This is a genomic window from Mesorhizobium sp. M0894 (assembly GCF_040319725.1).
Taxonomy (GTDB): Bacteria; Pseudomonadota; Alphaproteobacteria; order Rhizobiales; family Rhizobiaceae; genus Mesorhizobium.
In genome coordinates this window covers 290,623-307,893 of record NZ_JAMYOG010000003.1, presented here as the reverse complement: position 1 = coordinate 307,893, position 17,271 = coordinate 290,623, and the positions used below count along the sequence as shown (strand labels likewise).

Genomic DNA, 17,271 nt, shown 5'->3' with positions numbered 1-17,271 from the left:
AAGGGTTCTTCGAGTTGCTACGAGCGGGCGGGTGCCGGTTCACCGAGCGTTGGGCGATCGAGGCGTAGCGCCAGCGCTGCCACGGAAAGCGCCGAGAGCGGCAGCAGGGCCGCGACCCAGGTGACGGCGCCGAGGCCGGGGCCATGGGCGATGACCACGCCGCCGAGCCAGGCGCCGGCCGCATTGCCGAGATTGAAGGCGGCGATGTTGAAGGACGAGGCGAGGCTCTGGCCGGCGCCTTGTGCCTTTTCCAGTACCCACATCTGCAGCGGCGCCACGGTGGCGAAGGCGGCGGCGCCGAGCAGGCCGACATAGATGACGGCCATAACCTGGCTGTGCAGGGCGAAGGTCATGGTGCCGAGCACCAGCGCCAGCACGACGAGACTGCCGAGAACGGAAGGCACCAGCCAGCGGTCGGCGAACTTGCCGCCAGCGAGGTTGCCGGCGATGAGGCCGCCGCCGAAGACCAGCAGGATCGGCGACACCGCTGCTTCCTCAAAACCGGTGATCTCGGTCAGCAACGGGGCGATGTAGGTGAAGACGGCGAAGACGCCGGCATAGCCGAGCACGGTGGTGGCAAAGCCAAGCAGGACGGGCGTGCGGCCGAGCACGGCGAGATCGGCGCGCAAATTGCTTTGCTCAGGCGCTGTCTGGCTGCGCGGCACCAGCAGCAGGATGATGGCGAAAGCGACCATGCCGACCAGGGTCACCGCCCAGAAGGTCGCGCGCCAGCCGAAGGCCTGGCCGAGCCATGTTCCGAAGGGGACGCCGAGGATGTTGGCGATGGTCAGGCCGGTGAACATCAGGGCGATCGCCGATGCCTTCTTGTTGGGCGCCACCAGCCCGGTCGCCACGACCGAGCCGACGCCGAAGAAGGTGCCGTGGGCGAAGGCGGTGAGCACGCGCGCACCCATCAGCGTCCAGTAGTCTGGGGCCAGCGCGCACGCGAGGTTGCCTAGCGTGAAGATTGCCATCAGCGCCAGAAGCACGGTCTTGCGCGGCCACCGGCCGGTGGCGATCGTCAGCAGCGGCGCGCCGATGACGACGCCCAGCGCATAGCCGGAAATCAGTTGACCGGCAGCTGAGATCGAGACGCCGAGATCGGTGCTGACGTCGAGCAGCAGGCCCATGATGACGAATTCGGTGACGCCAATACCGAAGGCGCCGGCGGCAAGAGCGTAGAGAGCAAGAGGCATGGCGGTTCCCACTTCGATGACGGCCAGTTTCGACGACGGGCGCCGTGTCCTCTCACGCCCGGCCCGAAAGATCGTGATGCACCGAACTGTGAACCAGCCTTGCCTAGGGCACATTGCCTGTGAAATAGATTCACCAATGGCCAGGCCCGACATCAACCGCTCCGGCGAGATCGAAGTGTTCGTCCGCGTCGTCGAGGCCGGCAGCTTTTCGGCCGCTGCACGTGCGCTGCGCATGAGCCCGTCGGCGGTTAGCAAGCTGATCGCGCGGCTGGAGGGGCGTCTTGGCGCCCGGCTGGTCATCCGCTCGACGCGCAAGCTGCGACTGACCCCGGAAGGGGCGGCCTTCTTCGACAGCGGCGTGCGCATCCTGGCCGACATGGCGGTAGCCGAGCGCGAGGCAGCGGCGGGTGCCGCGCCGCGTGGCCGGCTGCGGATCAATAGCTACGTGCCTTTCGGGCAGCACCGGCTGATCCCGCTTTTGCCGCGTTTTCTAGAACGATACCCCGAAATCTCGGTCGATCTGGTGTTGACCGACAGTGTTATCGACCTGATGGAGGAGCGCGCCGACGTCGCCATACGTGCCGGCCCGCTCGGCGAATCACGGCTAGTGGCGCGCAAGCTCGGGCAGAGCCGGGTGGTCGTCGTTGCCGCGCCATCGTATCTCGAAGCGCGTGGCACACCCAAGACGCCCGCCGATCTCGATCGTCACAACCGGATGGGCTTCTGTTTCGTGCGCCACGTCGAGGGCTGGCCTTTTGTCGACGCGGCCGGCAAGCCGATCACCATATCGATCGTTGGAAACACGCTGGTCAGCGACGGCGAGGCGATGCGGTTGATGGCGCTCTCAGGGGCGGGCATCGCCCGGCTGGCACGCTGGCACGTGGAGGCCGACATTGCCGCCGGCCGGCTGCTGCCGCTGCTGGAAGAGTTCAACCCCGGCGACGAGGAACTGACCCATGCGGTTTATGTCGGCCAAGGCAAGCATTTGCCGGCGCGGGTACGGGCCATTTTAGATTTCCTGGCCGAAACCGCGCGGCTGGGCTGAAGCGGAAGGCATTCGGGAGCCACTTGGCTCCCGAATTTGGCTGCCGAAATGTCACGTCGACAAGGAACTACTTCTTTGGCGTGAACGGCGCCGGCCTGCGGCCCGCCGCCTGGCGTTCGAGCATCCAGCCCGGATATTCGGGCGGGAGCGCGCTGACTTCGTCGAGACGAGCAAGATCGTCGGCATCGAGCTTCAACTCGGTCGCCGCAAGGTTCTGTTCCAACTGGTCCATGCGGCTGGCGCCGATGATGACGCTCATCACGAACGGTTTGGCCAGGACAAAGCCGAGCGCCACCGTGGCGACGCTGACGCCGTGCTGGGCGGCGATCTCGCGCATGACGGCGACCGCTGCCCAGGCACGGTCCTCATTGACCGGCGGGAAATTGAAGCTGGCGCGGCGACCTTCGCCATTGCCGGGGGCACCGGGTCCGTACTTGCCCGAGAGCAGGCCGCCCGCGATCGGTGACCAGACCATCAGCCCGAGCTTCTCCTCGTTGAGCAGCGGCACGATCTCGCGCTCGAGATCGCGGCCAGCGATCGAGTAATACGATTGGACGGTTTCGAAACGGGCAAAGCCCTTGCGCTCGGCAATACCCAACGCCTTGGCGATGCGCCAGGCCTGCCAGTTCGAGACGCCGACATAGCGGACCTTGCCAGCGGCAACCAGGTCGTCGAGCGCCCGCAGCGTTTCGTCTATCGGCGTGACCGTGTCGGTGCCGTGCAGCTGATAGAGATCGATATGGTCCAGCTGCAGCCGTTCGAGGCTACCTTCGACCGAATCCATGATATGGCCGCGCGAAGAACCGCGCTGGTTCGGGCCGCCGCCCATGGCGCCGTGAACCTTGGTGGCGATGATCACGTCCTGCCGATTAACGCCGAGATTTCTCAGCGACTGGCCGAGAAGCCGTTCCGAGGCGCCGAAGGAATAGACATCCGCCGTGTCGAAGAAATTGACGCCGGCGGCGAGCGAGCGGGCGACGATCTCGTCGACGCCATCCTGGTCGAGGCTGGCGATCAGGCCCCATTGGGCATTCTCGCCGGCGGCGCCGAATGTCATCGTACCGAGGCAAAGTTCGGAGACGAACATCCCCGTATTTCCAAGTTGATTGTAACGCATGGTGGCTCCAGAGGCTTTGGGATAACTCGAACCATATAGGAACGAAACGTTCCGTTTCTATTGCTGGCATAGTCAGCGTCAGCCTGTGGCCTAAGGCCGGCTGCGCCTCATCTGGCGCCGAAAATCGCCGATCCAACCCTGACACTTGTCGCGCCGAAGGCGATCGCCGTTTCGTAGTCGCCGGACATGCCCATAGAGAGCTTGTCAACGCCGGCCTCAAGCCCAAGCTTTTCTAGCAGCGCGAAATGCGGACCGGGGTTCTCGTCCGCCGGCGGAATGCACATCAGCCCTTCGATGGCGAGGGCGTGAACCGAGCGGCAGCGGGCCACGAAGGCGACGGCCTCGCGCGGCTCGATGCCGGCCTTTTGCGGCTCCGAGCCGGTGTTGACCTGGACGTAGAGCCTTGGCGTCCTGCCCTGCCTGGCGATTTCCTTGCGGAGTTCGGCGGCGATCTTTTCACGGTCGACGGTTTCGATGACGTCGAACAGCGCCACCGCTTCCTTTGCCTTGTTCGATTGCAACGGCCCGATCAGGTGCAGCTCGATGTCGGGGAAAGCTTCCTTCAGCGCCGGCCACTTGGCTTGCGCCTCCTGGACGCGGTTCTCGCCGAAGACGCGCTGGCCGGCCTCGATAACCGGACGGATATCGGTGGCATCGAAGGTTTTCGAGACCGCAACCAGCGTCACCGCCCCGGCCTCGCGTCCGGCCTCGCGCTCGGCAGTGGCGATCCTTGCCTTGACGGTGAAAAGCTGTTCGACGGCGCTCGCCATGCCTATATCCTGCCTGTGTTTGGCTTTTCGCCGGATCGCCGCAGTTGACGGGTCCGGTAATCCATGGTGAACACCGCGACGACATTTCCTGAGCCGCCCGGGCATTGTCCGGCGGCTCGCGCATGCTTTTAAGTGAAAAACACCCGATGGCAACCGAACGATACAATCCGCGCGCGTCAGAGCTCAAATGGCAGAACGCCTGGGACGCCAAGAAGCTGTTCGAAGCCGACAACGATGACCCGCGCCCGAAATACTACGTGCTGGAGATGTTCCCCTATCCATCGGGGCGCATCCATATCGGCCATACCCGCAACTATACGATGGGCGACGTGGTGGCGCGCTACAAGCGGGCCAAGGGTTTCAACGTGCTGCACCCGATGGGCTGGGACGCCTTTGGCATGCCAGCCGAAAACGCAGCAATGCAGAACAAGGTCCATCCCAAGGACTGGACCTATCAGAACATCGCTGCCATGCGCGAGCAACTCAAGGTCATGGGCCTGTCGCTCGATTGGGCACGCGAGTTCGCTACCTGCGATGTCGATTATTACCACCGCCAGCAGATGCTGTTCCTCGATTTCGTCGAGAAGGGCCTGGTGACGCGCAAATCCTCCAAGGTCAACTGGGATCCGGAGGACATGACGGTGCTTGCCAACGAGCAGGTCATCGACGGGCGCGGCTGGCGCTCGGGCGCGCTGGTGGAACAGCGCGAGCTGACGCAATGGTTCTTCAAGATCACCGACTATGCGCAGGATCTGCTGGATTCGCTCGACCAGCTCGACGACTGGCCGGAAAAAGTGAAGCTGATGCAGGCGAACTGGATCGGCCGTTCTGAAGGCCTGCTGATCCGCTGGCCGCTGGCCAAGCCAGTCGCCGGCGAGCATGAGCTCGAAGTCTATACGACAAGGCCCGACACCATCTTCGGCGCCTCCTTCATGGCGATTGCGGCCGACCATCCGCTGGCCAAAAAGGCGGCCGAAGACAATCCGGCGCTGGCAAAGTTCATCGACGAGGTCCGCCACATGGGCACGTCGGTGGCGGCCCTGGAGACGGCCGAGAAGAAGGGCTTCGATACCGGCATCCGCGTCGTCCATCCGTTCGACGAGAAGTGGACGCTGCCCGTCTATGTCGCCAATTTCGTGCTGATGGACTACGGCACCGGCGCCGTTTTCGGCTGCCCGTCCGGTGACCAGCGCGACCTCGACTTCGCCAACAAATACGGCCTGCCGGTCATTCCAGTGGTGATGCCGGAAGGCGAGAATCAAGGAAGCTTCCAGATCATCGACGAGGCCTATGTCGGCGACGGCGTGATGATCAATTCGCGCTTCCTCGACGGCATGAAGCCGGATCAGGCATTCGACGAGGTGGCGAAGCTGCTCGAACAGAAGACCATCGGCAACCGGCCGATGGCCGAGCGCAAGGTGAATTTCCGCCTGCGCGACTGGGGCATTTCGCGCCAGCGCTATTGGGGCTGCCCGATCCCGATGATCCATTGCGAGGATTGCGGCGTTGTGCCGGTGCCGAAAGCCGACCTGCCGGTCAGGCTGCCTGACGATATCGAGTTCGACCGGCCGGGCAATCCGCTCGACCGTCATTCGACATGGCGGCACGTCAAATGCCCGCGTTGCGGCAAGGATGCGCGGCGCGAAACCGACACGATGGACACGTTCGTCGATTCGTCGTGGTATTTCGCGCGCTTCACCGCGCCCTGGGCCAACGATCCGACCGATCCCAAGGCCGCGACTGAATGGCTGCCGGTCGACCAGTATATTGGCGGCATCGAGCACGCCATTTTGCACCTGCTCTATTCGCGCTTCTTCACCCGCGCCATGCGCGAGACCGGCCATGTCGATCTCGCCGAGCCGTTCAGGGGCCTGTTCACGCAAGGCATGGTGGTGCACGAGACCTATCGGGTTGGCGGCGCCTCGAACGGCCGCTGGCTTGCGCCGAGCGAGGTCAGGCTGGAGGACGCCGACGGCAAGCGCCGCGCCTTCGAAATCGCCACTGGCGAAGAGGCGGTGATCGGTCCGCTCGAAAAAATGTCGAAGTCGAAGAAGAATACCGTTAGCCCTGAAGAGATCACCGACGGCTACGGCGCCGATACGGCGCGCTGGTTCATGCTGTCGGACTCGCCGCCCGAACGCGATGTCGAATGGACCGACGAGGGTGCGGCCGGCGCGCATCGCTTCATCCAGCGCATCTGGCGGCTGGTGTTGACGGCTGCCGATTCGCTCGCCGGAGTTCGGCCAGAGGCGGCGAAGGACGGCGAGGCCGGAACAGTGTCCAAGGCCGCGCACAAGATCCTCAAGTCTGTCGGCGAGGATATTGAAAAGCTCGCCTTCAACCGTGCCATCGCCCGTATCTATGAGCTCGCCAATGCCTTGACCGTACCGCTCAACGAGGCAGCCGAAGGCAAGGCCGGTCCGGCGCTCCAAGCGGCCTGCCGTGAAGCCGTCGAGATCCTGGTGCACCTGATCGCGCCGGTCATGCCGCATCTGGCCGAGGAGTGCTGGCAGACGCTCGGCGGCACCGACCTTGTCGCCGAACGGCCCTGGCCGGACTACGATCCCTCGCTTGTCGTCGACGCCGAGATCGTGCTGCCGGTCCAGGTCAACGGCAAGAAGCGCGGCGATTTGACAATTGCCCGCGACGCGGACCAAGGTGCGGTCGAAAAAGCGGTTCTGGCTCTCGACTTCGTGCAGAAAGCGCTCGAAGGTAAGGCGCCGCGCAAGGTGATAATCGTGCCGCAGAGGATCGTCAATGTTGTTGCCTGATCCGAAAAAAGCGGAGCTGACGCCGCGCCGTATCATGCTCTACGGGCTGCTCGCTTCGGTGGCGCTGGTTTCCGCCTGCACGGTGCGGCCGCTCTATTCAAGCGCGCCGCTGATCGCCGGCTCTCAGGTCGGCGCTGCTGCCGAACTGGCATCGATCTCGGTCAAGCCGGTCAAGACCCGCTACGCCCAGCAGGTCCGCAACAATCTGATCTTCGCGCTCGGCCAGGGCGCCGGCGAGCCTGCTTCGCCGGTCTATTCGCTTGATCTCGGCGTCTCCGAACTCGTCGAATCGGCGGCAATCGAGCAGGTCACGACCGACGAGGACGAGCCGACCGCCGGCACAGTGACGCTGACCGCCAACTATGTGCTGAGCGATGCCAAGACCGGCACGGTCATAGCGAGGGGCAAGCGCTCTATCCCGTCCTCATACGATAGGCCGCGCCAGGAATTCGCGTCGTATCGGGCGCAGATCGACGCCGAGAACCGCGCGGCGCGCGAACTGGCGGATGTGCTGCGGCTGTCGATCGCCCAAGATCTGATCAAGCACGGCAAGCCGGCGGCAAGCTAGGTCTTTCCATCCTGGATTGAAGCGCTCCGTCTGTGGCGGATTGCGCTGTCAGCAAAAGGCCGATTGCTCGGCCTTTTTTGTTCGACGTAGGACATTTCGCTTCAGCCGATCTTCTGGCCGGTCTTTGCCCAGTCGGCGAGAAACTGCTCCAGGCCCTTGTCGGTCAGCGGGTGCTTGACCAGCGCCTTGAGCGTCGCCGGCGGGGCGGTGATGACGTCGGCGCCGATCAGCGCCGCCTGTTTGACATGGTTCACCGTGCGCACAGAAGCGGTCAGGATTTCGGTCTGGAAATCATAATTGTCGTAGATGGTGCGGATATCGGCAATCAGTTCCATGCCGTCCCAACCGCTGTCGTCGATGCGGCCGACGAAGGGCGAGATGAAGGAGGCGCCGGCCTTGGCGGCGAGCAGCGCCTGGGTGGCCGAGAAGCACAGCGTGACGTTGACCATGCGGCCGTCCGACCGGATGTCCTTGCAGGCTCTCAGGCCGTCGAGCGTCAGCGGCACCTTGATGCAGACATTGTCGGCGATCCTGGCCAGGATCTTGGCCTCCGCCATCATATCCTTGTACTCGGTGGCAACGACTTCGGCTGAGACCGGTCCCTTGACGATCTCGCAGATCTCTCTGGTGACGTCGGCGATCTTGCCGCCCGATTTCAGGATCAGCGACGGATTGGTGGTTACGCCGTCGAGCAGTCCCAAATCGTTCAGCTCACGGATTTCCTTGACATCGGCGGTGTCGACAAAAAATTTCATGGCGGTCTCCTGAAGATTTTTCATGTGCAGGTCATGCACATTCGGGGTCGGACTTTGATCTAGACCAAAGTCGGGGCAAGGTCACGCCTCATGATCGAAGATTCGCCCTTTGTCGCGGCCGCACCGGTGCTGGTCCCAATGCCTGCTGAGCGCCCCTACACCTATGCTGTGCCGGCTGGCATGCGCGTGGTGCCGGGCTCGATCGTGCGCGTTCCGCTTGGGCCCCGCCAGGTCGCCGGCATCGTCTGGGACGGCGCCGTCGAAAAGGTCGACGCGAAGAAATTGCGGCCGATCGAGCAGGTTTTCGACTGCCCGCCGATCGACCGCGCGATGCGGCGTTTTGTCGATTGGGTGGCGCAGTACACGCTGTCGCCGCCCGGCATGGTGGCGCGCATGCTGCTCAGGGCGCCGGAGGCGTTCGATCCGGAGCCGTGGATCGAAGGGCTGCAGCGCACCTTCGCCAAGCCCGACCGGATGACGGAGGCGAGGACGCGCGTGCTGGAAACGGCCGAAGGTGGGCTCGCCTGGACGCGGTCGGGCCTGGCGCATGCGGCAGGCGTGTCGTCGACGGTGGTGGACGGGCTGAGGGCGCAGGGGGTATTCGAGACGGTGATGATCCCGCCGCGGCCGGTGGTCGCAGCACCCGATCCCGGCTACGCCGTGCCGGCACTGATGCCCGACCAGAGCGATGCCGCCGAGATGCTGCGCGCCAATGTCGCGGCCGGCATATTCGGCGTCACCCTGCTCGACGGTGTAACCGGATCCGGCAAGACGGAGGTCTATTTCGAGGCGGTTGCGGCCGCGCTCGATCGCGGCACGCAAGTGTTGATCCTGCTGCCGGAAATCGCGCTGACCCACGCCTTCCTCGAGCGCTTTCAGGAGCGGTTCGGCGCCAAGCCGGCTGAGTGGCACTCGGACCTGCCGCCAAGAATGCGCGAAAAGGTCTGGCGGCAGGTGGCGGAAGGCGGCGTGCGGGTGGTCGCAGGCGCGCGCTCGGCGCTGTTCCTGCCGTTCAGGGAGCTTGGGCTGATCGTCGTCGACGAAGAGCACGACCCCGCCTACAAGCAGGAGGATCGCGTCTTTTACAACGCGCGCGACATGGCCGTGGTGCGCGGCCATATCGGCGGGTTTCCGGTCGTGCTCGCCTCGGCGACACCGTCGGTCGAAAGCCGGGTCAATGCCAGCCAGGGCCGCTACAGCAGGGCGGTGCTTTCGGCGCGCTTTGCCGAGGCGGCACTTCCCGATCTCAAGACGATCGACATGCGCCGTGCGCCGCCTGCACGCGGCGGCTTCCTGTCGCCTGTACTGCTCGGCCATATACGGCAGACGCTGGAAAGAAAGGAACAGTCGCTGCTGTTTCTCAACCGGCGCGGCTATGCGCCGCTGACGCTCTGCCGGGTCTGTGGCCACCGCTTCGGCTGTCCGGTCTGCTCGGCCTGGCTGGTCGAGCACCGCTTTCGCGGTCAGCTCGTCTGCCACCATTGCGGGCACAATGAACGCCGGCCCGAGGCCTGCCCGGAATGTGGCACGCTCGATCATCTGGTCGCCTGCGGGCCGGGCGTAGAGCGCATCGCCGAGGAGGTCGTCGCGCATTTCCCTGATGCCCGCACCATCGTACTGTCGTCCGACCTGATGGGCGGCGTGCGGCGGCTGCGGCTCGAGCTCGAAGCCATAGCCAATGGCGAGGCCGACATCGTCATCGGCACGCAACTCGTCGCCAAGGGCCACAATTTCCCCAACATGACGCTCGTCGGTGTCGTCGATGCCGATCTCGGCCTGGCCAATGGCGACCCACGCGCCGCCGAGCGCACCTTCCAACTGCTCAGCCAGGTGACCGGCCGCGCCGGCCGCACCGGCAAGAAGAGCCTTGGCCTGCTGCAGACTTTCCAACCCGACCACCCGGTGATGCGGGCGATCGTCTCCGGCGATGCCGAGGCCTTCTACGAGCGCGAGATCGCCGAACGCGAGCGGGCGGGGCTGCCGCCCTTCGGCCGGCTCGCCGGCGTCATCGTCAGCGCGGCGACTCGGGCGGAAGCCGAAGGGCACGCCCGCGGCCTGCGCCGTGCCGCGCCGCAAGCCATCGACCTGTTCGTCCTCGGTCCGGCCGAGGCGCCGCTGTCATTGATCGGCGGCCGCCATCGCTTTCGCCTACTGATCCAGGGCGAGCGGCGCGCCGACATGCAAGGGTTCATCCGCACCATGCTGGCCGAGGGACCGAAGATAAGGGCCTCGGTGCGGGTCCAGGTCGATATCGACCCGCAAAGCTTTTTGTAAGGTGTCGATTACCCTTTCGAGACGCGTTCGGTGAATGGGTTCAGGTAAGGCACGTCGAGAATCGCAAAACGCCGGGTGTTGGCCGTCAAAACTGACAGGCCGTGCAAACGGGCGGTAGCTGCGATCAGAATGTCCGCCAGTCCCGGATTGGCGCCTCTGGCGATAGTGGCGTCTTCCAGTTTTCCGGCTTCTCGCGCGATTGCTAAATCGATGGGAAGGATGCGCTGGTTGAACTCTAGAAGCAACCTTTCGAACCACTCATTGATGCGCTCCGCCTTCATATGCCCGCCCGCCCGCTTCAGTTTCGCGATTCCTCGTTCCACCTCCAAGATGACGATCGACGAGAGCTGCCAAGAGCCGCGTTCTCCTTGTACAGCAACCCAGTTCTGCACGTGTGACGGAAGCAGAGGCCGACCAGGTGCAAATGCCGAGAGAAAAGACGTATCAAGCAGATAGCCGGTCAAAACTCCACTTCCCGCGACGGCGATTCGTTTCGCTCAAGCTCGATGCCGCCTGGATACCGAAGCAGGAAATCCACGAAGTCTTTTTGGCTGTTCTGCGGATAAAGTTTCCGTCCCTCACCGATTGGCACCACCATGACTGCGGGCTTGCCGTGCTTGGTGATAACCGTGGGCTCACCGTTCTCAGCGGCCTCCACGAGCGCGGAAAGGCTGGCCTTTGCCTCTCGCAGTTGCATCGTCTTCATGCGCGGAACCCCTTGTGGTCTCATGTAGTCACAATATAGGAATTGTGCAGAAAAAAACAGCCCATTGTTTAACGTCCTGTTAGCCCGGTCGAGACAACGGTCGCGCTCGCGTTGAGCTGACGCGCCCTGCAAATTGCCGACGGCCCATCTGGCGCATGTCAGTTGCTTCGCTAGAATGCCCGAAATTTTGAATATCCATTTACGAGGGGACAAGGATGGAATTTGCGTTTCCATGGCCGATGAGCCAGGGCGAGTGGCTGGCATGGTCGAGCGCGGTCGCGACTCTATTGCTCGGCCTGTTGCTATTCCTGGCTCCACAGCTGGCGTTCCGCATCCTGCGGCTGCAGGTCAGACCGGAGAAGGCAGCGGCGATCGCCGAGGGGCGCGGCCGGATGTCGGGCTTCTATCTCGGCGTCAGCCTGTGCTGCATCCTCTTGGCGCAGCCGCTGCTCTACATGGCGCTCGGCTTCTCCTGGCTATTCACCGCCTTCGGCCGGCTGCTGTCGATGATGTCGGACGGCGCCAATACGCCGTTCAACTGGGCATCCATCGTCGTCGAGCTGGTGCTGGCGGCGCTGCCGCTCGCGTTCGCCTTCGGCTTTTTGCCCTGAATCACAGAGCAATCCGGGGTTGGTTGCTGAACTCGGCGAGCGGATGCGACAATAGTGCCTGAAAACCATGCCGGACGACGCATTGCGGTCTGAAAATGCCTGTGCTAGACGGCAATCGACTTTCGACCGGGGATAGCGGAAGCCGCGCCTCCGTGCTTGGAAAAATGCAGTAAGGTCAAAGATTTAGCCAGAGTTTTTGCTCGCGCCAACAATCTGCGGCCTGTCAGACAAGAGAAAAGACGGTCCGTGGCCCAATCGTCATCGCCAATCTCAGGTGTCGCAGAACGCTATGCGGGTTCGCTGTTCGAACTCGCGCTGCAGGCCAATTCGGTGGCCAGCGTCGAGACCGACCTCAACAGTTTCGAAGCGATGCTCGAAGGCAGCGCTGACCTTTCGAGGCTGATCAGGAGCCCGGTTTTCTCCAGCGAAGACCAGGCCAAGGCGATCGCCGCGATCGCCGACAGAGCGGGGATCACGGGCCTCACTGGCAATTTCCTGCGCGTCGTTGCCCAGAACCGCCGGCTTTTCGCCGTGCCAGGAATGATCAAGGCGTTCCGCCAGATCGCCGCCGAACACCGCGGCGAGACCGCCGCCGAGGTCACCTCGGCGCATGCGCTGACGCCTGCCCAGGAAACCGAGCTGAAAGCGGCGCTGAAAAGCGTCGCCGGCAAGGATGTGGCGATCACCGTCACCGTCGATCCGTCGCTGCTCGGCGGGCTGGTGGTCAGGATCGGCTCGCGCCAGATCGATACGTCGCTCAAAACCAAACTCAATTCGCTCAAGCTTGCACTGAAAGAGGTCGGCTGATGGACATCCGCGCCGCGGAAATTTCCGCAATTCTGAAAGACCAGATCAAGAATTTCGGCAAGGAGGCCGAGGTCTCCGAAGTCGGCCAGGTGCTGTCCGTCGGTGACGGCATCGCCCGCGTCTATGGCCTCGACAATGTCCAGGCCGGCGAGATGGTCGAGTTCCCCGGCGGCATCCGCGGCATGGCGCTCAACCTCGAAGCCGACAATGTCGGCGTCGTTATCTTCGGCGCCGACCGTGACATCAAGGAAGGCGATACCGTCAAGCGCACCGGCGCCATCGTCGACGCGCCTGTCGGCATGGGCCTGCTCGGCCGCGTCGTCGATGCGCTCGGCAACCCGATCGACGGCAAGGGCCCGATCCAGGCCACCGAACGCAAGCGCGTCGACGTCAAGGCGCCCGGCATCATCCCGCGCAAATCGGTGAACGAGCCGATGTCGACCGGCCTCAAGGCCATCGACGCGCTGATCCCGGTCGGCCGCGGCCAGCGCGAGCTGGTCATCGGCGACCGCCAGACCGGCAAGACCGCGATCATCCTCGACACCATGCTCAACCAGAAATCGGTGCACGACAACGGCCCGGAGAAGGAAAAGCTGTACTGCGTCTATGTCGCCGTCGGCCAGAAGCGCTCGACCGTGGCGCAGTTCGTCAAGGTGCTGGAAGAGCGCGGCGCGCTCGACTATTCGATCATCATCGCTGCGACCGCGTCTGATCCGGCGCCGATGCAGTTCCTGGCGCCGTTCACCGCCTGCACCATGGGCGAATATTTCCGCGACAACGGCATGCACGCGCTGATCAGCTATGACGATCTGTCGAAGCAGGCCGTCGCCTATCGCCAGATGTCGCTGCTGCTGCGCCGTCCTCCGGGCCGCGAGGCCTATCCGGGCGACGTTTTCTACCTGCACTCGCGCCTGCTCGAGCGCGCCGCCAAGCTCAACGACGACAATGGCGGCGGGTCGCTGACGGCGCTGCCGATCATCGAGACGCAGGCCAACGACGTGTCGGCCTATATCCCGACCAACGTCATCTCGATCACCGACGGCCAGATCTTCCTGGAAACCAATCTGTTCTTCCAGGGCGTCCGTCCTGCGGTCAATGTCGGTCTGTCGGTGTCGCGCGTCGGCTCTTCGGCGCAGATCAAGGCGATGAAGCAGGTTGCCGGGTCGATCAAGGGCGAGCTCGCGCAGTACCGCGAAATGGCTGCTTTCGCGCAGTTCGGCTCCGATCTCGACGCCGCCACGCAGCGCCTGCTCAATCGCGGCTCGCGCCTGACCGAGCTTTTAAAGCAGCCGCAATTCTCGCCGCTCAAGGTCGAGGAGCAGGTCGCGGTGATCTTCGCCGGCGTCAACGGCTATCTCGACAAGCTGGCGATCAACCAGGTCGGCAAGTTCGAGCAGGGGCTGTTGTCGCACATGCGCTCGGCCGGCAAGGACGTGCTCGACGGCATCCGCAAGGAGAAGGCGCTGTCCGACGATCTGCGCGCCAGGCTGAAGGCAGAGATCGACGCCTTCGCCAAGACCTTTGCTTGAGTGGGCCGGACGGGATCAGGTTTGAAGCATGCCTTCGTTAAAAGACCTTCGTAACCGTATCGCCTCGGTCAAGGCGACGCAGAAGATCACCAAGGCGATGCAGATGGTCGCCGCGGCGAAGCTGCGCCGCGCGCAGGAAGCGGCTGAAGCGGCGCGTCCCTATTCGGAGCGCATGGGCGCGGTGCTGGCCAACATCACCCAGGCGATCGGCGGTGGCGGCGATGCCCCGGCGCTGATGACCGGCACCGGCAAGGACGACGTGCATCTGCTTGTCGTCTGCACGGCCGAACGCGGCCTGTGCGGTGGCTTCAATTCGCAGATCGCCCGCTTTGCCCGCGACCACATCCGCAAGCTTCTGGCCGACGGCAAGCAGGTCAAGATCATCTGCGTCGGCAAGAAGGGGTTCGACATATTGCGCCGCGACTACGGGGCGCTGATCATCGAGCGTGTCGATCTGCGCGAGGTCAAGACGCTGGGCTTCGTCAATGCCGATGCCATCGCCAAGAAGGTGATCCACCTGTTCAACGAAGGCGGCTTCGACATCTGCACGCTGTTCTATTCGCAGTTCAAGTCGGTGATCAGCCAGATCCCGACAGCGCAGCAAATTATCCCGGCGGGCGTGGTTTCGGATGCTGCTGAAGCGAAGGATGGTGGCAGCGCTGTCTACGAATACGAGCCGGAGCCGGGCGAAATCCTCTCCGATCTCATCCCGCGCAACATCTCCGTGCAGGTCTTCCGCGCGCTGCTCGAGAATGCGGCCGGCGAGATGGGCGCCAAGATGAGCGCCATGGACAATGCGACGCGCAATGCCGGCGACATGATCAACAAATTGTCGATCACCTACAACCGCCAGCGGCAGGCGCAGATCACCAAGGAATTGATCGAAATCATTTCGGGCGCCGAGGCGCTCTAGGCACGCTCCCAAGGAGGTCATCGACCTCAAGCGTGTGAGAAACAAAGAGACGAAAAGGGTAAAGACGATGGCGAAAGCAGCGACCCCGAAGACGGCAGCCCCTAAGGCCGCGGCACCAGCAAAGGCTCCGGCGGCAGCAAAGGCCGCTCCGGCCAAGAAGGCGGCAGCAATCAAGGCCGCCGCCGTGAATACGCCGGCCGCTACCATCAAGAAAACCGGCTTGGCGGGCAAGGTTCGCCAGGTCATCGGCGCTGTTGTCGACGTGCAGTTCGGCGAACATCTGCCGGCGATCCTGAACGCGATTGAGACGATCAATGTCGGCAATCGCCTGGTGCTCGAAGTGGCCCAGCATCTCGGCGAAAACACCGTACGCTGCATCGCCATGGACTCCACCGAAGGTCTGGTTCGCGGCCAGGACGTCTATGACACCGGCGCGCCGATCACCGTGCCGGTCGGCCCTGGCATGCTCGGTCGCATCATCAACGTCATCGGCGAGCCGGTCGACGAGGCAGGCCCGGTCGACGGCATCGAGATGCGCTCGATCCACCAGCCGGCGCCGACCTATGTCGAGCAGTCGACGGAAGCGCAGATCCTGGTCACCGGCATCAAGGTGCTCGACCTGCTGGCCCCCTATGCCCGCGGCGGCAAGATCGGCCTGTTCGGCGGCGCCGGCGTCGGCAAGACGGTGCTGATCCAGGAACTGATCAACAACGTCGCCAAGGCGCATGGCGGCTTCTCGGTGTTCGCCGGCGTCGGCGAGCGCACCCGCGAAGGCAACGACCTCTATCACGAGTTCATCGAGTCCGGCGTCAACAAGAAGGGCGGCGGCGAAGGCTCCAAGGCCGCGCTCGTCTATGGCCAGATGAACGAGCCGCCGGGCGCGCGCGCGCGCGTCGGCCTGACCGGCCTGACAGTTGCCGAATACTTCCGCGACCAGGGCCAGGACGTGCTGTTCTTCGTCGACAACATCTTCCGCTTCACGCAGGCGGGCTCGGAAGTGTCGGCGCTGCTCGGCCGCATTCCTTCGGCCGTGGGCTACCAGCCGACGCTGGCCACCGACATGGGCGCGCTGCAGGAGCGTATCACCACGACGACCAAGGGTTCGATCACCTCGGTGCAGGCGATCTATGTGCCGGCCGACGATTTGACCGACCCGGCACCAGCGACTTCATTCGCCCACCTCGACGCGACGACCGTGCTCAACCGCGCGATTTCGGAAAAGGGCATCTATCCGGCGGTCGATCCGCTCGATTCGACTTCGCGCATGCTCGACCCGATGGTTGTCGGCGAGGAGCACTACCAGGTCGCGCGCCAGGTGCAGTCGATCCTTCAGCGTTACAAGTCGCTGCAGGACATCATCGCCATCCTGGGCATGGACGAGCTGTCGGAAGAGGACAAGCAGACGGTTGCCCGCGCCCGCAAGATCGAGCGCTTCCTGTCGCAGCCCTTCTTCGTCGCCGAAGTGTTCACCGGCGCGCCGGGCAAGTTGGTCGACCTCGCCGACACCATCAAGGGCTTCAAGGGCCTTTGCAACGGCGATTACGACCACCTGCCGGAGGCCGCCTTCTACATGGTCGGCGGCATCGAGGAAGCGGTCGAGAAGGCACAGCGCCTGGCGGCTGAAGCGGCGTAAGCCAAAGCGAATAGCGAATAGGGAGTAGCGAATAGGGGTCTATGAGCCGGACGAGTTTCTTCACTACTCGCTACTCACTATTCCCTATTCGCTAAATTGATCATGCCTGAAGCTTTCAAGTTCGAACTGGTCTCGCCGGAGCGCCTCTTGGTTTCCGAGCAGGTCGAATCCGTCGTCATCCCAGGCGCCGAGGGCGAAATGACCGTGATGGCGCATCACGCACCGGTCATGACCACGATCAAGCCGGGCGTCGTCACGTTGAAGACCGCTTCCGGCAAGGAAGAACGCTACGTGGTGTTCGGCGGCTTTGCCGACATCGTTCCGGCCGGCTGCACGCTGCTGGCGGAATCGGCTGTGGCCGTCGGCGACATCGACCGCGCCGAGCTTGCCCGCCGCATCCAGGAGGCGAGGGAAGACGCCGCCGACGCCAAGGACGACCAGACCCGCAGCAAGGCCGAGCAGTTCCTTAACCAGCTCACCACGCTTGAAGGCGCCATCCTGCCGGCTTAACGCGAAGGATCAGTTCGGCGTCGAGAAAGCGAGGCTTGCCTCGCTTTTTTATTTGGTGAACAGTCA

The 17,271-nt window shown here is 63.8% G+C and carries 16 protein-coding genes; 10 read left to right on the top strand and 6 right to left on the bottom strand.

The window, feature by feature from the left end:
• Nucleotides 1–17 precede the first annotated feature (17 nt).
• Nucleotides 18–1,196 carry an MFS transporter gene (locus NKH91_RS07825; protein ID WP_352480967.1) on the bottom strand — a complete coding sequence of 393 codons (1,179 nt, stop codon included), beginning with the start codon at nucleotides 1,194–1,196 and terminating at the stop codon, nucleotides 18–20.
• 136 nt (nucleotides 1,197–1,332) lie between these two features.
• Between NKH91_RS07825 and NKH91_RS07820 the strand changes: the two genes are divergently transcribed.
• Nucleotides 1,333–2,241, top strand: a complete 909-nt coding sequence (locus NKH91_RS07820; RefSeq protein ID WP_023719717.1) for a LysR family transcriptional regulator — start codon at nucleotides 1,333–1,335, stop codon at nucleotides 2,239–2,241.
• Nucleotides 2,242–2,308: 67 nt separating this feature from the next.
• On the opposite strand, the gene NKH91_RS07815 is transcribed toward NKH91_RS07820, so the two are convergent.
• Both NKH91_RS07815 and NKH91_RS07810 read right to left on the bottom strand, forming a co-directional pair.
• Complete coding sequence (locus NKH91_RS07815; RefSeq protein ID WP_352883976.1) at nucleotides 2,309–3,358, bottom strand: aldo/keto reductase; 1,050 nt, start codon at nucleotides 3,356–3,358, stop codon at nucleotides 2,309–2,311.
• A gap of 107 nt (nucleotides 3,359–3,465) precedes the next feature.
• Nucleotides 3,466–4,128: a YggS family pyridoxal phosphate-dependent enzyme gene (locus NKH91_RS07810; RefSeq protein WP_352845264.1), complete on the bottom strand. Its 663-nt coding sequence runs from the start codon at nucleotides 4,126–4,128 to the stop codon at nucleotides 3,466–3,468.
• A 146-nt stretch (nucleotides 4,129–4,274) separates the two neighbouring features.
• Here NKH91_RS07810 and leuS point away from each other — a divergent pair, with 146 nt between their 5' ends.
• Nucleotides 4,275–6,899 (top strand): leucine--tRNA ligase, encoded by a 2,625-nt coding sequence (gene leuS / locus NKH91_RS07805; protein ID WP_023719714.1) that lies wholly within the window; start codon nucleotides 4,275–4,277, stop codon nucleotides 6,897–6,899.
• Nucleotides 6,886–7,467, top strand: a complete 582-nt coding sequence (locus NKH91_RS07800; protein ID WP_023719713.1) for an LPS assembly lipoprotein LptE — start codon at nucleotides 6,886–6,888, stop codon at nucleotides 7,465–7,467. Before leuS ends, NKH91_RS07800 begins: the two co-directional genes overlap by 14 nt.
• Before the next feature lie 101 nt (nucleotides 7,468–7,568).
• On the opposite strand, the gene fsa is transcribed toward NKH91_RS07800, so the two are convergent.
• The gene (gene fsa, locus NKH91_RS07795; RefSeq protein ID WP_023719712.1) at nucleotides 7,569–8,222 is read right to left on the bottom strand and encodes a fructose-6-phosphate aldolase; all 654 of its coding nucleotides are present in this window, start codon (nucleotides 8,220–8,222) and stop codon (nucleotides 7,569–7,571) included.
• Nucleotides 8,223–8,312: 90 nt separating this feature from the next.
• Between fsa and NKH91_RS07790 the strand changes: the two genes are divergently transcribed.
• A complete protein-coding gene (locus tag NKH91_RS07790; RefSeq protein ID WP_352480965.1) occupies nucleotides 8,313–10,496 on the top strand; it encodes a primosomal protein N' in 2,184 nt (727 codons plus the stop codon).
• 8 nt (nucleotides 10,497–10,504) lie between these two features.
• Here the strand turns inward: NKH91_RS07790 and NKH91_RS07785 are convergent, their stop codons facing one another.
• Nucleotides 10,505–10,960, bottom strand: coding sequence for a type II toxin-antitoxin system VapC family toxin (locus NKH91_RS07785; protein ID WP_352845263.1), 456 nt, complete (start codon nucleotides 10,958–10,960; stop codon nucleotides 10,505–10,507).
• On the bottom strand, nucleotides 10,957–11,202 hold the full coding sequence (locus NKH91_RS07780) for a type II toxin-antitoxin system Phd/YefM family antitoxin (RefSeq protein ID WP_023719709.1): 246 nt from the start codon (nucleotides 11,200–11,202) through the stop codon (nucleotides 10,957–10,959). Before NKH91_RS07780 ends, NKH91_RS07785 begins: the two co-directional genes overlap by 4 nt.
• A 215-nt stretch (nucleotides 11,203–11,417) precedes the next feature.
• On the opposite strand from NKH91_RS07780, the gene NKH91_RS07775 reads away from it, so the two are divergent.
• The 6 genes from NKH91_RS07775 (at nucleotide 11,418) to NKH91_RS07750 (ending at nucleotide 17,205) form a co-directional block, all read left to right on the top strand.
• Complete coding sequence (locus NKH91_RS07775) at nucleotides 11,418–11,813, top strand: AGROH133_08824 family phage infection protein (protein ID WP_023719708.1); 396 nt, start codon at nucleotides 11,418–11,420, stop codon at nucleotides 11,811–11,813.
• A 246-nt stretch (nucleotides 11,814–12,059) separates the two neighbouring features.
• Complete coding sequence (locus tag NKH91_RS07770) at nucleotides 12,060–12,620, top strand: F0F1 ATP synthase subunit delta (RefSeq protein WP_023719707.1); 561 nt, start codon at nucleotides 12,060–12,062, stop codon at nucleotides 12,618–12,620.
• Nucleotides 12,620–14,149 carry a F0F1 ATP synthase subunit alpha gene (gene atpA, locus NKH91_RS07765; RefSeq protein ID WP_023719706.1) on the top strand — a complete coding sequence of 510 codons (1,530 nt, stop codon included), beginning with the start codon at nucleotides 12,620–12,622 and terminating at the stop codon, nucleotides 14,147–14,149. Before NKH91_RS07770 ends, atpA begins: the two co-directional genes overlap by 1 nt.
• Nucleotides 14,150–14,177: 28 nt before the next feature.
• Nucleotides 14,178–15,062 carry a F0F1 ATP synthase subunit gamma gene (locus tag NKH91_RS07760; protein WP_023719705.1) on the top strand — a complete coding sequence of 295 codons (885 nt, stop codon included), beginning with the start codon at nucleotides 14,178–14,180 and terminating at the stop codon, nucleotides 15,060–15,062.
• A gap of 67 nt (nucleotides 15,063–15,129) precedes the next feature.
• Nucleotides 15,130–16,695, top strand: a complete 1,566-nt coding sequence (gene atpD / locus NKH91_RS07755; RefSeq protein WP_023719704.1) for a F0F1 ATP synthase subunit beta — start codon at nucleotides 15,130–15,132, stop codon at nucleotides 16,693–16,695.
• Between the two features lie 102 nt (nucleotides 16,696–16,797).
• Nucleotides 16,798–17,205, top strand: a complete 408-nt coding sequence (locus NKH91_RS07750) for a F0F1 ATP synthase subunit epsilon (RefSeq protein WP_023719703.1) — start codon at nucleotides 16,798–16,800, stop codon at nucleotides 17,203–17,205.
• The last annotated feature ends 66 nt before the right edge of the window (nucleotides 17,206–17,271 follow it).

What these genes read in the sequence shown, in the direction of transcription:
- NKH91_RS07810 (WP_352845264.1), bottom strand. Translation starts at nt 4,128, where the DNA reads ATGGCGAGCGCCGTCGAACAGCTTTTCACCGTCAAGGCAAGGATCGCC.
- NKH91_RS07775 (WP_023719708.1), top strand. Translation starts at nt 11,418, where the DNA reads ATGGAATTTGCGTTTCCATGGCCGATGAGCCAGGGCGAGTGGCTGGCA.
- NKH91_RS07800 (WP_023719713.1), top strand. Translation starts at nt 6,886, where the DNA reads ATGTTGTTGCCTGATCCGAAAAAAGCGGAGCTGACGCCGCGCCGTATC.
- NKH91_RS07790 (WP_352480965.1), top strand. Translation starts at nt 8,313, where the DNA reads ATGATCGAAGATTCGCCCTTTGTCGCGGCCGCACCGGTGCTGGTCCCA.
- atpA (WP_023719706.1), top strand. Translation starts at nt 12,620, where the DNA reads ATGGACATCCGCGCCGCGGAAATTTCCGCAATTCTGAAAGACCAGATC.
- atpD (WP_023719704.1), top strand. Translation starts at nt 15,130, where the DNA reads ATGGCGAAAGCAGCGACCCCGAAGACGGCAGCCCCTAAGGCCGCGGCA.
- NKH91_RS07820 (WP_023719717.1), top strand. Translation starts at nt 1,333, where the DNA reads ATGGCCAGGCCCGACATCAACCGCTCCGGCGAGATCGAAGTGTTCGTC.
- fsa (WP_023719712.1), bottom strand. Translation starts at nt 8,222, where the DNA reads ATGAAATTTTTTGTCGACACCGCCGATGTCAAGGAAATCCGTGAGCTG.
- NKH91_RS07750 (WP_023719703.1), top strand. Translation starts at nt 16,798, where the DNA reads ATGCCTGAAGCTTTCAAGTTCGAACTGGTCTCGCCGGAGCGCCTCTTG.
- leuS (WP_023719714.1), top strand. Translation starts at nt 4,275, where the DNA reads ATGGCAACCGAACGATACAATCCGCGCGCGTCAGAGCTCAAATGGCAG.
- NKH91_RS07825 (WP_352480967.1), bottom strand. Translation starts at nt 1,196, where the DNA reads ATGCCTCTTGCTCTCTACGCTCTTGCCGCCGGCGCCTTCGGTATTGGC.
- NKH91_RS07760 (WP_023719705.1), top strand. Translation starts at nt 14,178, where the DNA reads ATGCCTTCGTTAAAAGACCTTCGTAACCGTATCGCCTCGGTCAAGGCG.
- NKH91_RS07780 (WP_023719709.1), bottom strand. Translation starts at nt 11,202, where the DNA reads ATGAAGACGATGCAACTGCGAGAGGCAAAGGCCAGCCTTTCCGCGCTC.
- NKH91_RS07815 (WP_352883976.1), bottom strand. Translation starts at nt 3,358, where the DNA reads ATGCGTTACAATCAACTTGGAAATACGGGGATGTTCGTCTCCGAACTT.